Origin of the sequence: Streptomyces rimosus subsp. rimosus, assembly GCF_000720725.1 — a bacterium.
Classification (GTDB): Bacteria; Actinomycetota; Actinomycetes; order Streptomycetales; family Streptomycetaceae; genus Streptomyces; species Streptomyces rimosus_A.
Window position 1 is genome coordinate 1 of the sequence record NZ_JOCQ01000007.1, and the last position, 23,459, is coordinate 23,459.

The 23,459-nt window shown below is 71.6% G+C and carries 18 protein-coding genes and 1 pseudogene; 11 read left to right on the top strand and 8 right to left on the bottom strand.

Translation table 11 applies throughout. From position 1 onward, the window contains the following. Nucleotides 1-974 (top strand): annotated as a pseudogene (locus IH45_RS01000000143185) (AIR synthase related protein); the annotation flags it as partial. A gap of 68 nt (nt 975-1,042) precedes the next feature. On the opposite strand, the gene purN reads toward IH45_RS01000000143185, so the two are convergent. The 3 genes from purN to IH45_RS1000000148580 form a co-directional block, all read right to left on the bottom strand. Further along, nucleotides 1,043-1,672, bottom strand: coding sequence for a phosphoribosylglycinamide formyltransferase (gene purN / locus IH45_RS0105200; RefSeq protein WP_030662051.1), 630 nt, complete (start codon nt 1,670-1,672; stop codon nt 1,043-1,045). Continuing rightward, nucleotides 1,669-2,421, bottom strand: coding sequence for a MarR family transcriptional regulator (locus IH45_RS0105205; protein ID WP_050514557.1), 753 nt, complete (start codon nt 2,419-2,421; stop codon nt 1,669-1,671). The genes purN and IH45_RS0105205 overlap by 4 nt, the downstream gene beginning before the upstream one ends. 312 nt (nt 2,422-2,733) lie before the next feature. After that, nucleotides 2,734-2,883 carry a hypothetical protein gene (locus tag IH45_RS1000000148580; protein ID WP_158812936.1) on the bottom strand — a complete coding sequence of 50 codons (150 nt, stop codon included), beginning with the start codon at nt 2,881-2,883 and terminating at the stop codon, nt 2,734-2,736. Nucleotides 2,884-3,145: 262 nt separating this feature from the next. Between IH45_RS1000000148580 and IH45_RS0105215 the strand changes: the two genes are divergently transcribed. Together IH45_RS0105215 and IH45_RS0105220 are read left to right on the top strand one after the other, a co-directional pair. Continuing rightward, entirely contained in the window at nt 3,146-4,099 is a 954-nt protein-coding gene (locus IH45_RS0105215; protein WP_063762945.1) for a LuxR C-terminal-related transcriptional regulator, read from the top strand. A gap of 96 nt (nt 4,100-4,195) precedes the next feature. Further along, nucleotides 4,196-5,164, top strand: coding sequence for an alpha/beta fold hydrolase (locus IH45_RS0105220; RefSeq protein WP_030662061.1), 969 nt, complete (start codon nt 4,196-4,198; stop codon nt 5,162-5,164). Here the strand turns inward: IH45_RS0105220 and IH45_RS0105225 are convergent. After that, nucleotides 5,152-5,874 (bottom strand): PIG-L deacetylase family protein, encoded by a 723-nt coding sequence (locus tag IH45_RS0105225; protein ID WP_030662064.1) that lies wholly within the window; start codon nt 5,872-5,874, stop codon nt 5,152-5,154. The genes IH45_RS0105220 and IH45_RS0105225 overlap by 13 nt on opposite strands. A 288-nt stretch (nt 5,875-6,162) precedes the next feature. On the opposite strand from IH45_RS0105225, the gene IH45_RS0105230 reads away from it, so the two are divergent. The 6 genes from IH45_RS0105230 (at nt 6,163) to IH45_RS0105255 (ending at nt 13,786) form a co-directional block, all read left to right on the top strand. Then, entirely contained in the window at nt 6,163-6,915 is a 753-nt protein-coding gene (locus IH45_RS0105230; RefSeq protein WP_030662068.1) for a GntR family transcriptional regulator, read from the top strand. 389 nt (nt 6,916-7,304) lie between these two features. Beyond that, complete coding sequence (locus IH45_RS0105235) at nt 7,305-8,999, top strand: APC family permease (protein ID WP_030662071.1); 1,695 nt, start codon at nt 7,305-7,307, stop codon at nt 8,997-8,999. Nucleotides 9,000-9,308: 309 nt separating this feature from the next. Next, the gene (locus IH45_RS0105240; RefSeq protein WP_030662074.1) at nt 9,309-9,488 is read left to right on the top strand and encodes an SPOR domain-containing protein; all 180 of its coding nucleotides are present in this window, start codon (nt 9,309-9,311) and stop codon (nt 9,486-9,488) included. Nucleotides 9,489-9,527: 39 nt separating this feature from the next. Further along, nucleotides 9,528-9,944 (top strand): (deoxy)nucleoside triphosphate pyrophosphohydrolase, encoded by a 417-nt coding sequence (locus IH45_RS0105245; protein WP_199810623.1) that lies wholly within the window; start codon nt 9,528-9,530, stop codon nt 9,942-9,944. Between the two features lie 405 nt (nt 9,945-10,349). After that, complete coding sequence (locus IH45_RS0105250; protein ID WP_030662080.1) at nt 10,350-10,808, top strand: ATP-binding protein; 459 nt, start codon at nt 10,350-10,352, stop codon at nt 10,806-10,808. Between the two features lie 269 nt (nt 10,809-11,077). Next, entirely contained in the window at nt 11,078-13,786 is a 2,709-nt protein-coding gene (locus IH45_RS0105255; RefSeq protein WP_050514569.1) for a SpoIIE family protein phosphatase, read from the top strand. Nucleotides 13,787-13,810: 24 nt separating this feature from the next. On the opposite strand, the gene IH45_RS0105260 is transcribed toward IH45_RS0105255, so the two are convergent. The 4 genes from IH45_RS0105260 to IH45_RS0105275 form a co-directional block, all read right to left on the bottom strand. Beyond that, entirely contained in the window at nt 13,811-14,599 is a 789-nt protein-coding gene (locus IH45_RS0105260; protein WP_030662085.1) for a succinate dehydrogenase/fumarate reductase iron-sulfur subunit, read from the bottom strand. Further along, nucleotides 14,596-16,599 (bottom strand): fumarate reductase/succinate dehydrogenase flavoprotein subunit, encoded by a 2,004-nt coding sequence (locus IH45_RS0105265; protein WP_030662088.1) that lies wholly within the window; start codon nt 16,597-16,599, stop codon nt 14,596-14,598. Before IH45_RS0105265 ends, IH45_RS0105260 begins: the two co-directional genes overlap by 4 nt. A 15-nt stretch (nt 16,600-16,614) precedes the next feature. Continuing rightward, nucleotides 16,615-17,475 carry a hypothetical protein gene (locus IH45_RS0105270; RefSeq protein ID WP_030662091.1) on the bottom strand — a complete coding sequence of 287 codons (861 nt, stop codon included), beginning with the start codon at nt 17,473-17,475 and terminating at the stop codon, nt 16,615-16,617. A gap of 68 nt (nt 17,476-17,543) precedes the next feature. Beyond that, the gene (locus IH45_RS0105275; RefSeq protein ID WP_030662094.1) at nt 17,544-17,861 is read right to left on the bottom strand and encodes a hypothetical protein; all 318 of its coding nucleotides are present in this window, start codon (nt 17,859-17,861) and stop codon (nt 17,544-17,546) included. Between the two features lie 504 nt (nt 17,862-18,365). Between IH45_RS0105275 and IH45_RS0105280 the strand changes: the two genes are divergently transcribed. Continuing rightward, a complete protein-coding gene (locus IH45_RS0105280) occupies nt 18,366-20,753 on the top strand; it encodes an ABC transporter family substrate-binding protein (RefSeq protein ID WP_030662097.1) in 2,388 nt (795 codons plus the stop codon). Between the two features lie 383 nt (nt 20,754-21,136). Next, entirely contained in the window at nt 21,137-23,041 is a 1,905-nt protein-coding gene (gene typA / locus IH45_RS0105285; protein WP_030662100.1) for a translational GTPase TypA, read from the top strand. Nucleotides 23,042-23,459: the final 418 nt, after the last annotated feature.

Genomic DNA, 23,459 nt, shown 5'->3' on the forward strand with positions numbered 1-23,459 from the left:
CGTCGATGTGGATCCGAAGACGGTCGCGCACGAGGGCCCGGTCTACGAGCGCCCCTACGCCCGCCCCGCGTGGCAGGACGCGCTGCAGGCCGACGACGCGACCAAGCTGGCGCGCCCGGCGAACGGGGCGGCGCTGCGTGCGCAGGTGCTGGCGCTGGTGGGCTCGCCGAATCAGGCGTCCAAGGCGTGGATCACCAGCCAGTACGACCACTTCGTGCAGGGCAACACGGTGCTGGCGCAGCCGCAGGACGCCGGCATGATCCGCATCGACGCGGACTCCGGCCTGGGGGTGGCCATCGCCACCGACGGCAACGGCCGCTACGCCAAGCTGGACCCGTATGCGGGGGCGCAGCTGGCGCTGGCCGAGGCCTACCGCAACGTCGCGGCCACCGGCGCCCGGCCGCTGGCGGTCTCGGACTGCCTGAACTTCGGCTCGCCGGAGGATCCGGCGGTGATGTGGCAGTTCGCCGAGGCGGTGCGCGGCCTGGCCGACGGATGCCTGGAGCTGGGCACGCCGGTCACCGGCGGCAACGTCTCGCTGTACAACCAGACCGGCGAGGCCGCCATCCACCCCACCGACAGTGGACCTGGCGCGGGAGAAGCTGCTGGCCGAGATCCTGATCTCGGCGTCCCGCGACGGCATGATCGACGCCGCGCACGACCTGTCCGACGGCGGGCTGGTGCAGGCGCTGGTCGAGTCGTGCCTCAAGGGCGGCCGCGGCGCCCGCATCGTCGTCCCGGACGATCTGGACCCCTTCGTCCTGCTCTTCTCCGAGTCCGCGGGCCGCGCCATCGTGGCGGTGCCGCGCAGTGAGGAGCTGCGCTTCACCGACATGTGCGGGGCACGGGGCCTGCCGGCCACCCGCATCGGCGTCATCGACGGCGACACCCTCGACGTCCAAGGCCACTTCACCATCCCACTGGACGAGATCCGTGCCGCCCACGAAGCGACCGTCCCCGGTCTCTTCGCCTGATGCGACGGCGGCCGTGGCCCCTGCCTCCCGGCGGGGGACCACGGCCGGCGCGTGTCCGGACGCCGGGCTCAGCGCAGCAGGACCTTGCGCCCGTCCATGTGATGGCCGTTGCGGGCCAGGCGGCCCACCACGTCGACGAGCAGGGCACGCTCGACTTCCTTGATGCGCTCGTGGAGGGACGCCTCGTCGTCCGTGTCGCGCACCTCCACCGCCTCCTGGGCGATGATGGGCCCGGTGTCCACGCCGTCGTCGACGAAGTGGACCGTACAGCCGGTGACCTTCACGCCGTACGCGAGCGCGTCCGCCACCCCGTGGGCCCCGGGGAAGCTGGGCAGCAGCGCCGGGTGGGTGTTGACGATGCGCCCGCCGAACCTCGCCAGGAACTCCTTGCCCACGACCTTCATGAACCCGGCCGAGACGACCAGGTCCGGCGCGTACGCGCCGGTGGCCTCGGTGAGGGCCGCGTCCCACTCCCGGCGGGTGGCGAAGTCCCTTACCCGGCAGACGAAAGTGGGCAGGCCGGCCCGCTCGGCCCGGTCCAGCCCGGTGATGCCCGTCCGGTCCGCCCCCACCGCCACGACCCGCGCCCCGAACGCGTCCGGTTCACCGGCGATGGCGTCCAGCAGGGCCTGGAGATTCGTGCCCGCCCCGGAGACGAGGACGACCAGACGTTTCGCCGTTGCGCTGTCCCCGGTCATGACAGGGCGTCCACCAGTGCGTCGCCTCTGAGCGTCCGCAGCACCCGGACCTCCCGGCCCTGCCGTTCGCGGTAGAGGAGTCCGGCCTGTTCGAGCTGTCGGCAGTGGTACGTCACCGTGCCGGCGGTGCAGTGCAGCAGGTCGGCCAACTTGCCCATCGATACGGACTGGTTGCCCTTGCGCAGGATGACGGCGCGTAATTCGCCCAGCGTCAGCGCGAGCGCGTCCGCCGATCCCTCCGCCCGGTCCTCGCCGCCGCCCAGGAGCGGTGCGAGCCCGGTCACCGGGTAGCCGATGTACGCGTGTCCGTCGTCGCCGAGGCGGAGAACGCAGGCCCGGGTACCGGAAACCAGCGGCATCAGCGTCAGCTTCCGTACCGCGACGCCATGGGCGAGCGGTGTGTGGTCCGGCAGCCGCAGATGGCCGTCGACGAAGGCGGTCCGTGGGCTGAGACCGGCGAGGAGAGCGCCCATCGTCCCCGTGACCGAGGCCGTGCCCACGCGCTCGATCTCCCGTTCCAGCAGCGGCTTGGCCCGGTGCCATACGGGGGCGACCGCGTCCCAGACCGCACGGACCAGTCCGGAGTACGAGATCAGGAAAGCGGCGGGATGGTCGACGACCTTTCGCCAGGCGGCCGGCGCTTCCCCGCCGAACGTTCGCTCCAGGTCGGCCAGCAGGGAATCCGGCGTGGTGTCGGCGATTCTCTCGATCTCTTCCCGCATGGCGTTCGGACCGGCTTCGCCGCCCATCGAGAGAACGCTTGGAATATGCAGGTAACCTGCGGACGTGATGGGCCCCATCACGTTCCAAAGATGCTCTGGACAGGACTTCCGCAGCATTGTGCGGCGGTTCGCGGGAACTCCCTGCGGGATCCCGAGTGTGTCCCCCATCAATGACAGAACAGAAACTCCGGGAACGAACCGTAGGAGTACTGGAATGTCAACCTTCTCGCCTACCTGAAGCGTGGCGGCATCGCCCACTTCAACCCCCCGTTCACGATCGAATACGAGCCACGGCCTTGCGCGCACTCCGGGGCCCCACCCCAGGAGCGCGCGCCCGCGTCACCCCCAGGCGGGGTCCTCGTCAGTGGGCGCGGGCCCGGCGCAGAGCGTCGCGGGTGTTCCCGCCGACGCCGCCGGTCGCCCGATGCGGGCCACGAACGCGGCGGCGATCTCCGCGACGCCGAACGTGGCCGGCGAAATACTGTGCATCGAATCCCCCTACCGTGCGGATGCTGGAGAGCCCGCACGCGTCAGGCCGAGGGAAAAGACGGGCACGGCCGCTCCCCCCACAGCAGCGATCCTCGTTATTCATCCTGGCCGAAGCAGCCGTGAAACGATGGATTGAGCCAGCTGCGTGATGTTACCTTGCACTTCTGTGAAGCGACACGAGACCTGCTCGACGGCACCCTCATGCAGCGCAGTTGATGTTGCGGAGCCCTGCCTCTCAGCCAAGGATCTCTACCGCCGGGCGGTGATTGAAGGAAACATTCCTCTTGAGTCCGTACCCGAGTGCCTGAAGCGGCTTCAGCTGCTCGTCGAGTCGCAGAGCCCCGACGGCCGGGCCTTTCCGGTACCGCCGGTCATCGCGGCCGAGGCCGCCCTCCGCCCCCTGGAGGAGACGATGGCGCGCCTCAGGAGGGAAGCGGCACAGATCCGGGCCGCCGTGGGCGCCTACGACTCCGTCTACTCCGAGGTACGCAGCAGGGAGGAGCAGCCGCTCACCGTCATTCGGGGCACCCGGGCCATCAGCCACGCGCTGGAAGCCGCCGTCAGCGGCTGCGCCGGGGAACTCATCACCGCCCAGCCCGGCGGCGGCCGGCCCGCCGAGCTGCTGCGCGAGGCCCTGGGGCGCAGCCTGCCCCTGCTGGCCCGCGGGGTGCGGCAGCGGACGCTGTACCAGCACTCGGTGCGCACCCACCGGCCCACCCTCGCCTACATCAGGAGGATCACCGCGGAGGGCGCGGAGGTCCGCACGCTGGCGGAGATGTTCGACCGGCTGATCATCTGCGACCAGGCCGTCGCCTTCATCCCGACCTGCGAGGAGACGGCGGACACCGCGATGGAGATACGCCACCCCGCCCTCATCCGCTACCTGACGGTGATGTTCGAACGCCACTGGGCCCGCGCCGTTCCCGTCGACCCGTCGGCGGGGACGCAGCGCGAGGCCCCCGTGCTGGACGATCTCCAGCGCGTCATCCTCCGGGCCATGGTCGAGGGCGAGACCGACGAACGCATCGCCCGCCGGATCGGCCTGAGCCGCCGCACGGTCGTGGCTCATATCCGCAAGGTTTCCGAGCACTTCAACAGCAGCAGCCGGGCCCAGCTCGGTTTCCTGCTGGCGAGTTCGGGGCTGCTCGACGGTGACGGGGACGATGAGCGGTCCGGGCCCGGAGCGGTTGGCGAGACGGTTTCGGGCGAGGGTTAGCCGTATGCCGTAAGTCCATTATGGGCCGCGCGAAAGCGGGAAATCCACGTCCTGGCGGATGATCTTGCGCGGTTTTCGGCGGCCTAGCGTGAAGGCATGGCTACTGCTCATGAGGTTGAGGACAGATGGGTTGCCGCGTCCGACGGTGTCGAGATCGCTGTCCGGGATCACGGCGGAAACGGACCGGCCCTGTTGCTTCTGCACGGGGCCGGGCGGACGTTGGCGGATTGGGAGCTCGTGGCGCCGGTGCTGGCCGAAAGGCATCGGGTGGTGGCGATGGACCTGCGCGGGCACGGCAAGTCCGGTGGCGGGGACGGGGATTGGACGTTCGCGGGGGCGGTCGCGGATGCGGCGGCCGTGTTGGAGGAGTGCGGGATGCCGGACGCTGTGGTGGCCGGGCATTCGTTGGGTGGGATGGTCGCGACTCGCTGTTCGGAGGAACTGGGCCGTGTGCCGGGCGCGGTGAATCTGGATGGGCACGGGATGGGGCGGCCCGGGCAGTACGTGGGGATGGACCGGGATTACGTGGTGCGACGCCTGGCGGAAGCCCGGGAATTCGCTGACGCGGCGATGGGACGGCCGTTGCCGGAGGGCGGGCTGGAGGGCGTGCTGGCCTACAACGCCGCCATGGCAGAGGAGTTGGGAATTCCCGTCGGGCTGTTGGAGGCGGGGGTGCGGCGGGGAATGGCGGAGAACGCGAACGGGGAGGTGTATCTGCGGCCCGAGCGGGTGGCGGGGCTCGGTATGCAGAAGGCCATGGCGGAGATCGATCTGTTCGAGCTCTACCGGCGGGTGCGGAAGCCGTTGCTGATTACCCGGGCGCTGCGGCCGAATCCCCCGACGCCCGGTATGCCGTGGGTGGATGCATTGATGGCGGCGTATGTGCGGGGGCTGCACGCGGACCTGGACGAGCTGGCGCGTACACAGCCGTGGGTCGAGGTGGCGGGCGTGGACGCGACGCACGCGATGCTGCTGGAGCGGCCGCGGGAGGTCGCTGATCTGGTGGTCGAATTCGTCCGGCGGGTGGAAGCGGGGGAGTGGGGAGCCCGGCCTCAGCGCGGGTAGAGCTGGAAAAGGGTCGCGGGAGCGCCGCGGTACTGCTCGCCCGCCGAGCGCAGCATGGGCTCCAGAAAGCCGCGGGCGTAGGCCTCCGGGTCCTGGCCGGCGCCTTCCAGGCCGGTGATGTACGCGCGGTGCTCGGCCAGGGAGGCTACGGCCCGCTCGATCCCGGGGCCGACCTCCTTCGCGTGCGTGGGGTACGGGGACCCGGCCACCGCCACCCACCGGACGCCGTCCCAGGGGTCGAGCCCCTGCTCGGCGATCAGCTCGGGGAAGATCCAGCGGTTGCCCGCGTCGCCCGCCGCGTCCAGGGCGGCGCGGCCGACCACCCGGTGGTCGGGCGTGTTCCAGGCGACCCCGCCCCAGGTGTCGTGGTGGTTGAGCGTGATCAGCAGCTCCGGGCGGTGCCGGCGGACGGCCGCCGACAGGTCGCGCCGCAGCGGCAGCCCGGCCTCGATGACGCCGTCCTGGTGCTCGTCCAGGAACTCCACCGTCCGTACGCCGACCACCGCGGCGCTCGCCCGCTGCTCCGCCTCGCGGATCGCGGCGCACTCCTGGGGTCCGAGCCCGTCGATCCCCGCCTCACCACGCGTGACCAGGACGTACGTGACCTCGCGGCCGGCCGCTGTCCACTCGGCGACGGCGGCGGCCGCGCCGTATTCGAGGTCGTCGGGGTGGGCGACGACGGCGAGGGCGCGCTGCCAGTCCTCCGGCATGGGGGAGAGGGAAGGGGCGGTGGCTGTCCCGGGCACGGTGGGCTCCTCCCGTATCGGGTCGGGCGCCGGTGGCGTCGGTCGCGTACGGCGTGTCGTACCGACTTTCGCACGAAACGTACGGCCACGCCGTACCGCCGGGAACCCGTGTCTCCAGGCGGCCAACTTCCATGATCGGCACATTGGTTGAGCTGGGCTTCATCACTTCGAGTGAATTACTGGCCCAGGCTTGCGGTCAACAACGCGCGGTTGCCACGCTGTTGCTGACTGTCAAGCTGTTGGGAGGGGCATGTGCCTTTCGGTGAGCAGCCCGCGTACCTCCGCGTCGCCGGCGACCTGCGCCAGAAGATCGTCGAAGGTGTGCTGCCCCCGCACACCCGCCTCCCCTCCCAGGCCCGCATCCGCGAGGAGTACGGCGTCTCCGACACCGTCGCCCTGGAGGCCCGCAAGGTCCTGATGGCCGAGGGCCTGGTCGAAGGCCGCTCCGGCTCCGGGACGTATGTGCGCGAGCAGCCCGTCCCGCGCCGCATCGCCCGCGCCGGCTACCGCACCGGCATCGGCGCCACACCCTTCCGCCAGGAGCAGGCCGACGAGCGGGTGAAAGGCACCTGGGAGTCCAGCAGCGAGCGGGAGGAGGCCGGCCCGGCGGTCGCGTCCCGGCTGCGCATCCAGGTGGGCGACCGGGTGATGCGCACGCGCTATCTCTTCCGCGCGGAGGGCGAGCCGGCCATGCTCTCCACCTCCTGGGAGCCGCTGGACCTGACGGGGCGCACCCCGGTGATGCTGCCCGAGGAGGGGCCGCTGGCCGGGCGCGGCGTGGTCGAGCGGATGGCGGCCATCGACGTGATCGTGGACAACGTCGTCGAGGAGGTCGGCGCGCGTCCCGGCCTGGCGGAGGAGGCCATGGCGCTCGGCGGGGTGCCGGGCCACGCGGTGCTGGTCATCTCGCGTACGTATTTCGCGGGCGGCCGCCCGGTCGAGACCGCCGACGTCGTCACGCTCGCCGACCGCCATCGGGTGGCGTATCACCTGCCGGTGCATTAGGCCGCTCGCCGGCGCATCAGGGGCGGTCGCGACCGTGCAGCACCCACCGGCCCGCCGAGGGGCACCCGGGGGAACGCTGACGGACGCCCCTTCCCCCGCATTCAGCGCCTCTTTCCCACCCCATCAATGGCCGAAACCCATCCCCTCATAGCAATTTCGGCGGCGCGGGGCTCAAGATCGCACGTTGTGTACTGACGCGTAACCCTCGGGTAGTCACCCCCTAAAAACGTGTATGTCCTGATTTGCCCAGCCAATTGTTGTGTTGGAAACCTCACACACCTTCAGCCAGACCCGAGTTTTGACCCCGCTTGGGAATCCGATCTTCCAATTCGCTCTTACGATGGCGAAGTTTGTGCACGGCACGGGGGAAGATCAGGAGACCAAGCACGTTGAGCACGACGCAGACCCAGAGCGCGGAGCAGGGCTCCCACTCGAATTACCGACGGTCCCTCGGGACCATTGCCCTGACCGCCACGGGTCTTGGGTCGATCATCGGTTCCGGCTGGCTCTTCGGGGCCGAGCGGGCCGCTTCCATCGCCGGCCCCGCCGCCATCCTCGCCTGGGTCATCGGCGCGGCCGTCGCGCTCACGATCGCCCTCACCTACACCGAGCTGGGCTCGATGTTCCCGAAGGCGGGCGGCATGGTCCGCTACGGCCAGTACTCGCACGGCTCGCTGGCCGGTTACCTCGCGGCCTGGGCCAACTGGATCGCGATCGTCTCCGTCATACCCGGGGAGGCGACCGCCTCCGTCCAGTACATGAGCTCGTGGGACTTCGGGTGGGCCAAGGCGCTCTACGACGGCAAGGAGCTGACCGGCACCGGTGTCGCCCTGGCCAGCGTCCTGCTGGTCTTCTACTTCTTCCTGAACTGGTTCGCGATCTCCCTCTTCGCGAAGACCAACACCGCGATCACGGTCTTCAAGGTCGTGGTGCCGGTGCTGACCGCCGGCGCGCTGATGCTGGCGCACTTCGACACCTCCAACATCAAGGACCACGGCGGCTTCACGCCCAACGGCTGGAGCGCGGTCTTCTCGGCCGTCGCCCTCTCCGGCATCGTCTGGGCCTACAACGGCTTCCAGTCGCCGCTGAACATGGCCGGCGAGGCGCGTAACCCGGGCAAGTCGCTGCCCAAGGCCGTCATCTACTCGATCCTGATCGCGCTGGTCATCTACGTCGCGCTCCAGGTCGCCTTCCTGATGGCCGTCCCCGGCGGCAAGCTGGAGTCCGCCGGCGGCTGGGCCCACCTCGGCTACAACTCGCCGCTCGCCGACCTCGCCATCGCCTGGGGCCTGAACTGGCTGGCGCTGCTGCTGTACGCGGACGCCTTCGTCTCCCCGTCCGGCACCGGCATGATCTACGCCGCGACCACCTCGCGGATGATCCAGGGCGTGCAGGAGAACGGCCATCTGCCGAAGATCTTCGGCCGGGTCGACAAGAAGACCGGTGTGCCGCGTCCGGCGCTGGTCCTCAACCTGTTCATCGCCTTCCTGTTCCTCGCGGTCTTCCGCGGCTGGGGCTCGCTCGCCGAGATCGTCTCGGTGGCCACCGTCATCTCGTACATCACCGGCCCCGTCGCGGTGATGTCGCTGCGCCGGCTCGCGCCCGACCTCAAGCGCCCGGTGAAGCTGCGGATCATGCCGGTCATCGCGCCCGTCGCGATGGTCTTCGGCTCGCTCGTCCTGTACTGGGGCCGCTGGCCGCTCACCGGCAAGGTCATCCTGATCATGGCGGTCGGACTGCCGGTCTGGGCCTGGTACGAGCTGCGCAAGCCGTGGGCCGAGCTGAAGCCGCACCTGAAGGCGGGCGCCTGGATGGTGGCGTACCTGCTGGTCATGGCGTGCGTCTCGTACATGGGCGGCGAGGAGTTCGGCGGCAAGGGCTACCTGCCGGCGGGCTGGGACATCCTCGTGGTCGCGGTGATCGGCCTTCTCTTCTACGTCTGGGGCGTCCGCAGCTCCTGGCGCAACCCGACGCTGATCCAGGCCGAGGCGGAGTCGCTGGCGGCGGCCGAGGCCGAGGCGGCCGGGGAGCCGGGCGCGGACGGTGCGAAGTCCGGCGCCAAGTGCGAGGCGGGGACCGTCTGACAGGACCGCTCGCAGGGCTGCGCGGCGTGACCGCCGGGCGGCCCCGGTGATCCCGAACTTCGCAGTCGACGGCGTCGTCGGTGGCAGGAGCCGCCGGCGGCGCCCGTTCGCGTACCGGCCCAGGAGTGGCCGGGCGCGTTTCACGCGCCCCTCGTGCACGGTCTGATGGCCGGTTCGGTACCTCTTTGTGCAAAGCCGTATCCGGTGCGTAAAGGTCGGGCGTAGGCTCGGGCATATGCGGTATGCGGTTTCGGCATCAGATCAGGAGGGGCGCGCGACGGCGCGCCGGACGGCGGACGGAGGGGCGCGATGACCGACAGTGGCGCGGTACTGCCCTGGCTCGTCATTCGTCAGGACGAGGGCGGCAACCGCTATCGCGTCGGCCGCTACGCCACCCGGGCGGAAGCGGAGCAGGTGGCCGACCGGCTCGACACCCGCAGCCATGGACGGCTCTACGTCGTGGAGCGGGTGGGCCACGTCGCCACCTGACGTACGGGGACGGCATGGGGGGCACGTAGGCTGCCGCGCATGACGGACGTGCGTGTGGTGGTGGGCGCGGCGGTGCTCGACGGAGGCAGGCTGCTGGCCGCGCGGCGCAGCGCTCCGGCCGCGCTGGCCGGCCGCTGGGAGCTGCCCGGCGGCAAGGTGGAGCCCGGTGAGACGCCCGAGGAGGCGCTGACGCGCGAACTGCGCGAGGAGCTGGGCATCGAGGCGGAGCCGGTGGAGCGGATTCCGGGGGAGTGGGCGCTGCGCCCCGGGCTCGTCCTGTGGGTGTGGACGGTCCGGCTGGTGTCCGGCGAGCCGAAGGCCCTCCAGGACCACGACGCGCTGCGCTGGCTGGCGCCGGAGCAGGAACACGAGGTCGACTGGCTCGACCAGGACCGCCCGGCGGTCGCCGAGGCGATGCGACGCTTGAACGGGAACGCGTACGCGTCAGGCGCCTGAGCGGAAACGTGTACGTGCCTGGGGCCTGAGCGGAAACGTGTACGCGCCCGGGCCTGGGCGGGAACGCGTACGCGCCCGGGGCCTGAGAGCGCGCCGCCCGCGCCCGTACCCCGCCCCGGTCACCCCCTCACCTCCCGCTTCCCCCATACGGGCCGATCATCGGACCGACACGGGTCCCTCGTACGGGGCTGCCGTCCGGAGCGTGGCGCGGCCTGCCGCCCTGGGACAGCCCGCCGGAGGGCTCCCGCGCCGTACGAGGCGTGTGCGGCGAGCCCCCGGCCACCTCAGTACGCCGTTTGTGCCACAGTGCGCCATTGAGGGCGATATTGCGACCCTGATACCGGGTATGTGCTGTTTACCCCCTCACCACGGACAATCCGGAGGGTGTGCGCACCGGGCTGGGAAGTGATCGGCGTGAGCGACAGCGCAGCGGCAGGGGTCCCCGATTCCGCGTCCTGCCCGCCCCGGCGCGGTGTGATCTCCGGATCACCCATCGCCGAATGGAGCTTCCCGGCCGAACCGGGCTCCGTGCGCACCGCCCGTGCCGTGGTCCGCGAGACGCTCCGGGAGTGGGGGCTGGACTCCGCCGCCGACCTGGCCGTTCTGCTCGTCAGCGAGCTGGTGACCAACTCCCTGCGCTACGCCAGCGGGCCCATCGGGGTGCGTATGGTCCTCAAGAGCGGGGGCGAGCTGCTCGTCGAGGTGTCCGATCCGGTGCCCGACCCGCCCCGGGAGCGCGCCGCCGCCCCCGAGGACGAGGGCGGCCGGGGGCTGCAACTGGTGGCGTGCACCTCGCGGCGCTGGGGCACCCGGCACGGCAGGACGGGTAAAACAGTGTGGTTCGAGCTGTCTGTGGCGGGTTAGGAGTCTGGTGGCGGCCTGATCGTTGCCGTTTCATTGACATTCTGTGGACGGCCTGCGATCGAGACTGTGCTGTGATCGTGAAGACCGTGTTCCGGATAGCCGCGGTGCTGGATACTCGGCTCGTCCGGTCCGGGCACGATGAGCTGGAGGGGACGGGGCTCGTGAGCGAGAAGTCATCTGGCGGGGCAGGACCCGCGCAGCCGGCCGGGCCGGGCGGTACGGACGGCCCGGCACGGCCGGCGGGGCCCGAGGGCCCGGAAGGCCCGCCGATATGGCAGAGCAGCCCGCCCGGCTCGATCTACGACTACATCCGTGTCGCGTCCTTCTCGCTCGGCCCCGACGGCCGCATCGACCGGTGGAGCGAGCGCGCCGCCGAAATGCTCGGCATCCCCGCCCGGCACGCCGTCGGCAAGGACCCGGTCTCCGCGTTCGTCCCCCATGAGCTGCACGAACAGGCCCGCCGTACGGTCTCGCAGATCCTCGACGGCCGGGAGTGGACCGGCCTGGTCCCGTACCGCACGCGCGAGACGGACGAGGACACCGGGGAGCGGGGGAGTCAGCGGCTCGCCGAGATCTACGTGATGCCGTCCGAGACCGCGGACGGCGAGCGCGCCGCGGTCTGTCTGGTGGTCGATGTCCGGGCGCTGCGCGGCATCGAGACCGATATAGCCGCCTCTCAGGCCGTTTTCGGCCAATCTCCCATGGGCTTCGTGCTCTTCGACACGGACCTGCGGATCCGGCGCGTCAACGAGCGCTTCGCGACCGTCTTCGGCGGCCCCCCGGCCAAGTACCGCGGCGGCGGACCGCACGACTTCCTGCCGCGTTCCGAGGCGGACCGGCTCCAGGCGGCGCTGCGGCGGGTGCTGGAGACCGGCGAGCCCGTCGCGGAGATGCCGCTGGTCGGTACGGTTCCGCCGCCCGCGCCCGCCCCGTCCGACTCCACCCTTTCCACCCCCTCCATCCCGGCTCCCACCACACCCGAGCCTCCGGCCCCCTCGCCCACGGTCCCGCCCCCCGCCGAGGCCGACCGCCGCCGCTGGTCCGTCTCCCTGTACCGGCTGCACGGCGCCAGCGGCCGCCCCATCGGCGTCGCCGCGCTCGCCGCCGACGTGACCGGCCGGCGGCGGGCCGAGCGGGAGGCCGCCAGCGCCCGCCGCAACCTGGCGCTGCTCAACGAGGCCGGTGCCCGCATCGGCAATTCCCTGGACCTGGAGACCACCGCCCGCACCCTGCTCGACGTGGCCGTGCCGCAGTTCTGCGACCTGGCCTCCGTGGACCTCTACCAAGGTCTGCTGGCCGGTGACGAGGCGCCGCCGGGCATGGCCGACGGCAGCGCCGAACTGCGCCGGGTCGCCTTCGCCAGCGCCGTCTCGGACGCGCCGCTGGCCACCACGCCCTGCTGCGTCCCCGAGGGCGCGGACGGCCCGGTCGAGGTCGGCGCCGTCCACCGCTACCCGTTCAACTCCCCGTGCGCGGGCGCGCTCCGCACCGCCCAGGCGCAGATCATCCCGGGCCGGGAGGGCGAGGAACGGTCCGAGCTGGGCGCGGTGGTGCACTCGACGCTCGCCGTGCCGATGGTCGCCCGGGACACGGTCGTCGGACTGGTGCAGTTCTCCCGTACCAAGGGCAGCGAACCGTTCGGTGAACGGGACACCGCCCTCGCCGTCGAATTGGCCGCGCGCGCAGCGGTCTGCATCGACAACGCCCGGCTGTACCGCCGGGAGCACGAGCGCGCGCTGATCCTCCAGCGCAGCCTGCTTCCCCCGGGCGACCCCGAGGCGGCCGGCCTGGACATCGCCTGCCGCTACCTGCCGGGGACCACCGCCACCGAGGTCGGCGGTGACTGGTTCGACGTCATCGAGCTGCCCGGCCACCGCACCGCGCTCGTCGTCGGCGACGTGATGGGCCGCGGACTGCGGGCCGCCGTCGCGATGGGCGAGCTGCGGACGGCCGTACGCACCCTGGCGCTGCTCGACATGGAACCGGCCGAGGTCCTCTCCGCGCTCGACGAGATCGCGCGCGGGCTCGGGGCCACCGGCGGCGGCGCCCGTACGACCGCGCGCGCCCCCCGCAGCCGTACCGCGGCCTCCACCGGCACGTCCGCGGACTGTTCCGCCGACACGCCCCGGCCGGGCCCCGGCACCGCCGACCTGTCCGAGGTCTACCTCGCCACCTGCGTCTACGCCGTGTACGACCCGGTCACCCGGCGCTGTACGTTCGCCAACGCCGGGCACCTGCCGCCCATCCTGGTCGAGGAGGGCGAGGACGCGCTGCTGCTGGACGTGCCGCCCGGCATGCCGCTCGGCGTCGGCGGCGAGCCGTTCGAGGAGACCGAGGTCGAACTGCCCGACGGCGCGCTGCTCGCCCTGTACACGGACGGCCTGGTCGAATCCCGCGAGCACCCGCTGGACGAGGGCCTGAGCGCCTTCCGTACGGCCCTGTCGGAGACCGGGCGCCCGCTGGAGGACGTCTGCGACCACGTACTGAACGCGCTGGACACCCGGCACGGCGAGGACGACATCGCCCTGCTCATGGCGCGGGTGCACGGCCTGCCCAAGGACTCCGTCGGCGACTGGAACCTCGCCCCCGAGGCCCGCTCGGTGTCCCGCGCCCGTGAGCTGGCCCGTGACCAGCTCACGGACTGGGGCCTGGAAGCCCTGGTGGACACCACGGAACTCCTCGTCAGCGAGCTGGTCACCAACGCCCTGCGGCACGGCCACGGCGAGATCCGGCTGCGCCTGCTGCTGGACCGCACGCTCGTGTGCGAGGTCTGGGACGCGGACCTGGCCCAGCCCCGCCGCCGCCGGGCCCGGGACACCGACGAGGGCGGGCGGGGCCTGCAACTCGTCGGCCTCCTCAGCGCCGGGTGGGGCAGCCGCCGTACGCCCCGAGGCAAGACCGTCTGGTTCGAGCTGGCGCTGCCCGACGGCGAGACCGCGATCCCCGATCCGGCGGACGCCCTGCTGAGCCTGTTCTGAGCCCGGGGACCGGCCCGAAGGGCGTCAGTCCGTACGGTTGCGCCGACGGATCTTGCTGCCCAGCCAGACCAGCGGGTCGTACTTGCGGTCGACCGACCGTTCCTTCAGGGGGATCAGGGCGTTGTCGGTGATCCGGATGTGCTCCGGGCAGACCTCGGTGCAGCACTTGGTGATGTTGCAGTGGCCCAGGCCGTGGTTCTCCTGGGCGGTGCGCTTGCGGTCCAGGCCGGTGTCCGGTGCGGCGTCCAGCGGGTGCATGTCCAGTTCCGCGATACGCATCAGGAAGCGGGGCCCGGCGAAGGCGGTCTTGTTCTCCTCGTGGTCGCGCACGACATGGCAGGTGTCCTGGCACAGGAAGCACTCGATGCACTTGCGGAACTCCTGCGAGCGGCCGACGTCCTCCTGCTGCATGCGGTACTCGCCCGGCGCCAGGCCGGGCGGCGGGACGAAGCTGGGGATCTCGCGGGCCTTGGCGTAGTTGAAGGAAACATCCGTGACCAGGTCGCGGACGACCGGGAAGGTACGCATCGGGGTGACGGTGACCGTCTCGTCGCGCTCGAAGACGGACATCCGGGTCATGCACATCAGCCGCGGCCGCCCGTTGATCTCCGCGCTGCACGAGCCGCACTTGCCCGCCTTGCAGTTCCAGCGCACGGCCAGGTCGGGCACCTGGGTGGCCTGGAGCCGGTGGATGATGTCGAGGACCACCTCGCCGTCGTTGACCTCGACGCGGAAGTCCTCCAGGCCGCCGCCGTCCGCGTCGCCCCGCCAGACCCTGAAGTGCGCCTTGTAGGCGTCGGACTGCGCGCTCACCGGCTCGTCTCCTCGTCGTCCGTCGTTCCGGCGGCCGGCGCTCCCGGCCCGGAAGGCGCGGCCTCCGCCGCCAGTTCCTCTTCCGCCAGGTACTTCGCCAGTTCGTCCCGCTCGAACAGCTCCAGCAGGTCGGGCCGGATCGGCGGGGTCTCGCGGCGGGTGAGGCGGATCTGCCCGGTGGCCGGGTCCTGCGGCGGGGAGTCCGGGCCGCCGTCGGCCAGTTCGCAGACCAGGTTGATCCGGCGCCAGCGCCGGTCCATCTCCGGGTAGTCGTCCCGGGTGTGCCCGCCGCGGGATTCCCTGCGCTCCAGCGCCGCCCGCGCCACGCACTCGCTGACCAGCAGCATGTTGCGCAGATCGATGGCCAGGTGCCAGCCGGGGTTGTACTGCCGGTGGCCCTCGACCCCGGCCCGTCGGGCCCGTACCCGCAGGTCGGCGAGGCGTTCCAGGGCCTCTTCCATCTCGCCCTGCCTGCGGATGATGCCGACCAGGTCGTTCATCGACTGCTGGAGTTCCTGATGGAGGGTGTACGGGTTCTCGGCGGGGCGCCCGGCGTGCTGCGCGTCGGGCCCCTCGGCGCTGAACGGGCGCAGCGCCTCGGCCTCGGCCGCGTCGAGCTGGAGCGGGTCGGCGGTGGGGCGTACGGTGCGGGAGCGGGCGTACTCGGCCGCGTACAGGCCCGCCCGGCGGCCGAAGACCAGCAGGTCGGAGAGGGAGTTGCCGCCGAGCCGGTTGGAGCCGTGCATCCCGCCGGCCACCTCGCCGGCGGCGAACAGGCCCGGCACGCCGGTGGCCGCCGCGGTGTCCGGATCGACCTCCACGCCGCCCATCACGTAGTGGCAGGTCGGCCCGACCTCCATCGCCTCGGCGGTGATGTCCACGTCCGCCAGCTCCTTGAACTGGTGGTGCATGGACGGCAGCCGCCGCCGGATCACCTCGGCCGGCATCCGCGTGGACACATCGAGGAAGACACCGCCGTGCGGGGAGCCGCGGCCCGCCTTGACCTCGGCGTTGATGGCCCGCGCGACCTCGTCGCGGGGGAGCAGCTCGGGCGGACGGCGGTTGTGGTCCGGGTCCTCGTACCAGCGGTCGCCCTCGGCCTCGGACTGCGCGTACTTCTCCTTGAACACGTCCGGGATGTAGTCGAACATGAAGCGCTTGCCGTCGCTGTTGCGCAGCACCCCGCCGTCGCCGCGTACCGACTCGGTGACGAGGATGCCCTTGACGGACGGCGGCCAGACCATGCCCGTCGGGTGGAACTGGACGAACTCCATGTTGATCAGCGGCGCCCCGGCGAGCAGTGCGAGCGCGTGCCCGTCACCGGTGTACTCCCAGGAGTTGGAGGTCACCTTGAAGGACTTGCCGATGCCGCCGGTGGCCAGCACCACCGACGGCGCCTGGAGGACGAAGAAGCGGCCGGACTCACGCTCGTAGCAGAACGCGCCGGCCACCCGGTTCTCGTCCTTGAGGACACGGGTGACGGTGCACTCCTGGAACACCTTCAATCGCGCGTCGTAGGCGCCGAGTTCGCGTTCGTCCTCCTGCTGGAGGGAGACGATCTTCTGCTGGAGGGTACGGATCAGCTCCAGGCCCGTACGGTCGCCGACGTGCGCCAGGCGCGGGTACTCGTGGCCGCCGAAGTTGCGCTGTGAGATCCGCCCGTCCGGGGTGCGGTCGAACAGCGCACCCCAGGTCTCCAGCTCCCACACCCGCTGCGGCGCCTCGCGGGCGTGCAGCTCCGCCATCCGCCAGTGGTTGAGGAACTTGCCGCCGCGCATGGTGTCGCGGAAGTGCACCTGCCAGTTGTCGCCCTCGTTGACGTTGCCCATGCTGGCCGCGATGCCGCCCTCGGCCATCACCGTATGTGCCTTGCCGAACAGCGACTTGCAGATCACGGCCGTCCGCATGCCCTGCTCCCGGGCCTCGATGGCGGCGCGCAGCCCGGCTCCGCCCGCGCCCACCACGACGACGTCCCACTCCTGCCGGTCCAGCTGCGTCATCACCAGGCACCCTTCCTAGAAGAACCGCGGGTCGTCGAAGACCCCGGTGGCGAGCAGGAAGACGTAGAAGTCGGCGGCGGCCACGCTGATCAGCGAGGCCCAGGCGAGCGCCGCGTGCCGTGCGTTGAGCTTGCCGACCCAGCCCCACAGGCGGTAGCGCACCGGGTGTTTGGAGAAGTGCCGCAGCCGGCCGCCGATGATGTGCCGGCAGGAGTGGCAGGAGATCGTGTACGCCCAGATCAGGGCGATGTTGACGACGAAGACCACGGTGCCCAGGCCCATGTGGCCCCACTCGTAGTCGGCGTCGCGGAAGGTGAGCGCCGTGTCGTAGGTGAGGATGCCCGCCACGACCACCGCGAAGTAGAAGAAGTAGCGGTGGATGTTCTGGAGGATCAGGGGGAAGCGGGTCTCGCCGGTGTACTTCTTGTGCGGTTCGGCGACCGCGCAGGCAGGCGGCGAGGACCAGAAGCCGCGGTAGTACGCCTTGCGGTAGTAGTAGCAGGTCAGCCGGAAGCCCAGCGGGAAGATCAGGATGAGCAGCGCGGGGGACAGGCCCCACCAGCCGCCGAAGATCTCCCAGTTGGGGCCGCCGCGCATCGGGTGGCAGTTCTCCGCCAGGCACGGCGAGTAGAACGGCGAGACGTAGGGGGCGGCGTAGTAGTCCGCGTTCGCGAACGCCCGCCACGTCGAGTAGACGACGAAGGCGAACAGGCCCGCCGCGGTCGTGGCGGGGTACAGCCACCAGCGGTCGGTGCGCAGGTGGCGGGCGGGTATCGCGGCGCGCGAAGGGGCGTGCACTCCGGTGCTGTACGGGCCGGACGCGCCGTTCGCGCCGCGTGCGTCGGTATGCGGTTGGGGTTCGGTGCCAGTGGCCAACGTCGGTCTCCGTGGACGGCTGTCTGGGGTGGGACGGGTGGCGCTCAGCGGCGGTACGGGGGCGTGCCCTACGGCGTCCGGCGGCCGAGGGAGCCGAGCCCCTCGTCCTCCGCGCCGGCCCACAGGGCGGTGTCGTACGGTGCGTCCGGGATGGTCACCATCTCGGGGCCCGGTACGGGGACGGGCCCGCCGCACGCGGGCCGCTCGCGGGGCGGTCCGGCGGCGCCCTCCCGCAGCAGTTGCAGGCTTTCGCGCAAATGATCCGTGTCGCTGCGCACCCGGCGTATGTCCAGGCCGCCGCCGACCCGTTGCTCCAGTCGTCCGACCGACCGTTCCAGGTCGTCCAAGTTGCGCTGAACAGCCGTCAGGTCGTCCTGAAGTGACATGACTTGCCTCACCTCCGCGGGTGTGGTCGGCACCGTTCCGCGCGGCCCCGGAGCCCGGTCCGGGTGCAGCGGCGTGCGCCTGCGAGTGTCGCGCGTCACAGTCGCGATTGGGAAGGGATCTGCCGCGATTGCGGAACCGGACCGGCGTGTTTCGGCGGGTGTGCGCCGTCGGTCCGTACGGCGGGACGTGCGTTTGTACGGCGGCGCGTACGCCCGCGGGCGCCGGCCCCTACGCTCTCTCCCCGCGTGGCCCGTCCGGCCGGGGCCGGACGGTCTCGCGCACGAGGTCCCGCGCGCGCCGGGACCGCCGCCGCAGCGGCGGCGGTTGGGCCGGGCGGGTGGCCTTCCCGGCCGTGGCCGACGTGTCGCCCGCACGCACGGGGGCCGGTCGCCTTCAGTGGTGGAGCCATAGATGTGATGAGCCGCAAAGTCGGCCGAACGTGATCCGTGGTCCCGCGGCCCGCCGCGGTGGCCCGGCGCGGGCGAGCCCCGGAGGTATTCGTGATGATCCACCCCGTCAGGCCCGGCGGTGCGGCCTGCCGCAGGCGCCGCTGCGCCGCGCTCCTCGTCGCGGGGGTGCTGCTGCCGCTGCCGGTGCTGACCGGCTGCGGCGGGGGCGACGACGCCGAGGAGGCCGCCCCCGGCGGCCAGGACATCGCGGCCGCCGCCCGCGGCCAGGTGCGCCAGGGCGGCACGCTGCGCTGGGCGGTGGACGCCGTGCCCGGCACCCTGAACGCCTTCCAGGCGCGCGCGGACGCCGCCACGCGGCGCGTCACCGACGCCGTACTGCCCCGGCTGTTCACCCTGGACCAGCGCGGCCGGCCGCAGCGCAACGCGGATTACCTGGCCGCCGCCGACGTCACCGACCGCGAACCCCGCCAGACCGTCGTCTACAAGATCAACCCGAAGGCCCGGTGGAGCGGCGGACGCGCCGTCGGCCCGGAGGACTTCGCCGCCCAGTGGAACGCGCTGCGCGGCAAGGACAACGCGTACTGGAGCGCGCGCAACGCCGGGTACGACCGGATCGAGAAGGTCGAGCAGGGCGGCAGCGCGCGCGAGGTCAAGGTGACCTTCGCCAAGCCGTACGCCGACTGGAAGTCGCTGTTCACGCCGCTGTACCCGAAGAGCGTGATGGGCGACGCGCGTGCCTTCAACGACGGCGCGCGCGAACAGCTGAAGGAGACGGCCGGACCGTTCGCGGTGCGGGAGCGTGACGAACAGGCGGGCACCCTCACCCTCGCCCGCGACCCGAAGTGGTGGGGCGCGCCCGCCAAGCTGGACACGGTGGTGCTGACGGCGGTGCCGCGCGACAAGCGGGCCGCGGCGCTGGCCGCCGGGACGGTCGACCTGGCCGAGGTGGACCCGGACGACGCCCGCAGGATCACCGCGGCGGGCCGGCCCGCGCCGTCCGGTTCGGCGGGCACCGCGTCCCGCAAGGCCGAGTCGCCGGGCGGGGGATCGCCGGGCGCCGGTTCGGCGGGTGCGGGTTCGCCGGGCGCCGGGGCGCCCGACCGGGCCTCGCAAGCCGGGCGCGCCGAGGGCGCGGAGAACGACGCCGAGCGCTCCCCGGCCACGGGCGGCGACGACGTACCACCGCGCCGCGCGGCCACCGCCGAGCAGGAGGCGCTGCGCGCCTACACCGTCCGCAAGGCCCTCGAACCCGCCTACACGCAGCTCGCCCTCAACGGCAGCACCAACCCGCTCAACGACGAGCGGGTGCGCCGCGCGGTGGCCCGTGCCATCGACCGGCAGAAGCTGGCCGACAGCGTGCTCAAGCCGCTCGGCCTGCCGAACCGCCCGCTCGGCAGCCACCTGCTGATGGCGGGCCAGCCCGGCTACGCGGACCACAGCGGCGCCCTCGGCGGACCGGACACCGGCGCCGCGCGGGCGATGCTGGCGGACGCGGGCTGGCGGGCGCCGGGCGGCACGGCCCGGCCGCGGAAGCCGGACGAGAAGGTGGACGCCGGACACGACGACGACAAGGGCGGCGACGTGGTCCGGGCGGGCACCGTACCGACGACGCCGCTGGCCTCGGCCGGGGTGCGGGCCGCCGACCTCCAGCGGTCCACGCTGCTGCGGCAGAGCGCCGTCTTCTACAAGACCGCTGCCGCCGACCGGCGCACCACCGCCGAGGGCGACACGGCCGCCGCCGCGTACGCGGACTACCGGCGCTACGAGATGCTGGCGGCCAACGCGCTGAGCGTCGCCGAGATGATCGAGGTGGCTCCCGCGCCCGGCGGCGTACGGACTCCGTACGGGAACGCCGGAGCGGGCCGGGCGGCCGACGGCAAGCCGGCCGGCGCGGACGCCCTGGCGCTCACCGGCCCGGCCGACCCCGCCGCGGGCGGCCCGGCCGCCGTGAAGAAGGACGGCAAGCCGCTCGCCCTGCGCTTCGTGCTGCCGGACGGGCCCGGCTCCGAGCGGCTGCGCACGGTGGCCGACCGGATCTCCGGGATGCTCGCCCGGATCGGGGTGCAGACCGTCGTCCAGAAGGTGCCGGACAAGAGCTATTTCGAGGACCACATCGCCGCCGGCGACTTCGACCTGGCGCTCTACACCTGGCCCGGCTCCGCCTACCCGGCCACCGACGGCCGCCCGATCTACGCCAAGCCGCAGCCCGCGGCCGACGGCAGCCTGACCGTCGAGCAGAACTACACCCGGGTCGGCACCGACCACATCGACCAGCTCTTCGACCAGGCGGCGGCCGAGCTGGACGAGGACGCCTCCCGCGAGCTGGTCGAACGCGCCGACGCCCGGATCTGGGCGGCGGCCGGCTCGGTACCGCTCTACCAGCGCCCCGAGGTGGTCGCGGCGAAGAAGAACCTGGTCAACGCGGGTGCCTTCGGGTTCTCGACGCCGCGCTACCAGGACATCGGCTACCGGAAGGGCTGACGGCGGACTGCGACTGACACCGCGGGACGGCCGCCCCGGACGATCACCCGGGGTGGCCGTCCCGCAGCCGTACGGTCAGGTCGCGGGCGCCCGTCCCCGCGCCGTGACGGTCGGGTCGCGTGCCCCCGTCCCACCGCCGCGAGGACGGGTGACGTGCACCCGTCACCCGTCCGGCCGGGCGGGGAACGACAGGTGCCCAACCGGTGCACGATTCCCGTTCGGATTAGCATCGCCGCAGGTCAGAGCCGGTCCGCGCAACCTGGGGCGGCCGATGCCGCCCCGGCCACGTACCATGGGGTGAGGCCGTGGCGTCTTCATGCCCGGCAGGCACACGTACCGGACCGTACGTGCAGCCATCCACGATCCGGGAGAAGCGCCGCAGTATGCCCACGCGCCACGACATTCGTAACGTCGCCATCGTCGCCCACGTCGACCACGGCAAGACGACCCTCGTCGACGCCATGCTCAAGCAGGCCGGCTCGTTCGCCGCGCACGCCGCGGAGAACCTCGACGAGCGCATGATGGACTCGAACGACCTGGAGCGTGAGAAAGGCATCACGATCCTCGCCAAGAACACGGCGGTGAAGTATCACCCCAAGGACGGCGGGGACCCGATCACGATCAACATCATCGACACCCCCGGCCACGCCGACTTCGGCGGCGAGGTCGAGCGCGGTCTGTCGATGGTGGACGCGGTCGTGCTGCTCGTGGACGCCTCCGAGGGCCCGCTGCCGCAGACCCGCTTCGTGCTGCGCAAGGCGCTGGCCGCGAAGATGCCGGTCATCCTGTGCATCAACAAGACCGACCGCCCGGACTCCCGGATCGCCGAGGTCGTCGACGAGACCTACGACCTGTTCCTGGACCTGGACGCGGACGAGGACCAGATCGAGTTCCCGATCGTCTACGCCTGCGCCCGCGACGGCGTCGCCTCGCTGACCAAGCCCGAGGACGGCACCGTCCCGCAGGACAGCGACAACCTGGAGCCGTTCTTCTCCACGCTGCTGGAGACCGTCCCGGCCCCCGAGTACGACGAGTCGGCCCCCCTCCAGGCGCACGTCACCAACCTGGACGCGGACAACTTCCTCGGCCGTATCGCGCTGCTCCGCGTCGAGCAGGGCGAGCTGCGCAAGGGCCAGACCGTCGCGTGGATGAAGCGCGACGGCTCCGTCCAGAACGTGCGCATCACCGAGCTGATGATGACCGAGGCGCTGACCCGCAAGCCGGCCGAGGTGGCGGGCCCGGGCGACATCTGCGCCGTCGCCGGTATCCCCGACATCATGATCGGCGAGACGCTGGCCGACCCGGAGAACCCGGTCGCGCTGCCGCTGATCACGGTCGACGAGCCCGCGATCTCGATGACCATCGGCACCAACACCTCCCCGCTGGTCGGCCGCGGCGGCACCGGCAAGGGCGCGGACGCCAAGGCCGCGGTCAAGGACCGCAAGGTCACCGCCCGCCAGGTCAAGGACCGCCTGGAGCGCGAGCTGATCGGCAACGTGTCGCTGCGCGTGCTGGAGACCGAGCGCCCGGACGCCTGGGAGGTGCAGGGCCGCGGTGAGCTGGCGCTGGCCATCCTGGTCGAGCAGATGCGCCGTGAGGGCTTCGAGATGACCATCGGCAAGCCGCAGGTGGTCACCAAGGAGGTCGACGGCAAGACCTACGAGCCGGTCGAGCGCATGACGATCGACGTGCCCGAGGAGCACATGGGCGCGGTCACCCAGCTCATGGGCGTGCGCAAGGGCCGGATGGACAACATGTCCAACCACGGCTCGGGCTGGGTCCGCATGGAGTTCGTCGTGCCCTCCCGCGGTCTGATCGGCTTCCGTACGGAGTTCCTGACCAACACCCGCGGCACCGGCATCGCGCACTCCATCCACGAGGGCCACGAGCCCTGGTTCGGCACCCTGACCACCCGCAACAACGGTTCGCTGGTCGCCGACCGGGCCGGCGCGGTCACCGCCTTCGCGATGACCAACCTCCAGGAGCGCGGCGTGCTGTTCACCGACCCGGGCACCGAGGTGTACGAGGGCATGATCGTTGGTGAGAACTCGCGCTCCGACGACATGGACGTGAACATCACCAAGGAGAAGAAGCTCACGAACATGCGGTCCTCCACGGCCGATGTCACGGAGTCGATCGTGCCGCCGCGCAAGCTCTCCCTGGAGCAGTCGCTGGAGTTCTGCCGCGACGACGAGTGCGTCGAGGTCACCCCGGAGGCGGTCCGCATCCGCAAGGTCGTCCTGGACGCCCGCGAGCGGGCCCGGACGGCGTCGCGCGCCAAGCGCTGATCCGTCACGCCGGGTAACTCCCGGCGTACGACCGGCGATTACGCTCCGAGAGCGCCCCATCGGATTCACCGTCCGATGGGGCGCTTTCCGTTTCCCGTCCTGGTGCAGCTGTTATCGCAATGGAACGCAATGAGTCAACAAGATTTCGGTTGCGATCCGGCCATGGTGAGTCCGAATTGCGGACGAAGATCGTGATGTGGTGCGCCGACAGTCCGTTTCGTTACCGTCTGGATGGTTTGGTTTGTCCGGATTCCGAACTTCCGGAAAACGGATGTGACCAAACCGAGACCCCTTACACGTGGTTTATGGGGCGAAGGTGACTGAGACTGGGGTGCATTGAGCTCGGGTCAATGGGTCACGCGCTGTGGGGAGCGCCGACTCACGAGCAGCAGGGGCTGGTCGCTGGCTGTCAGGGGTG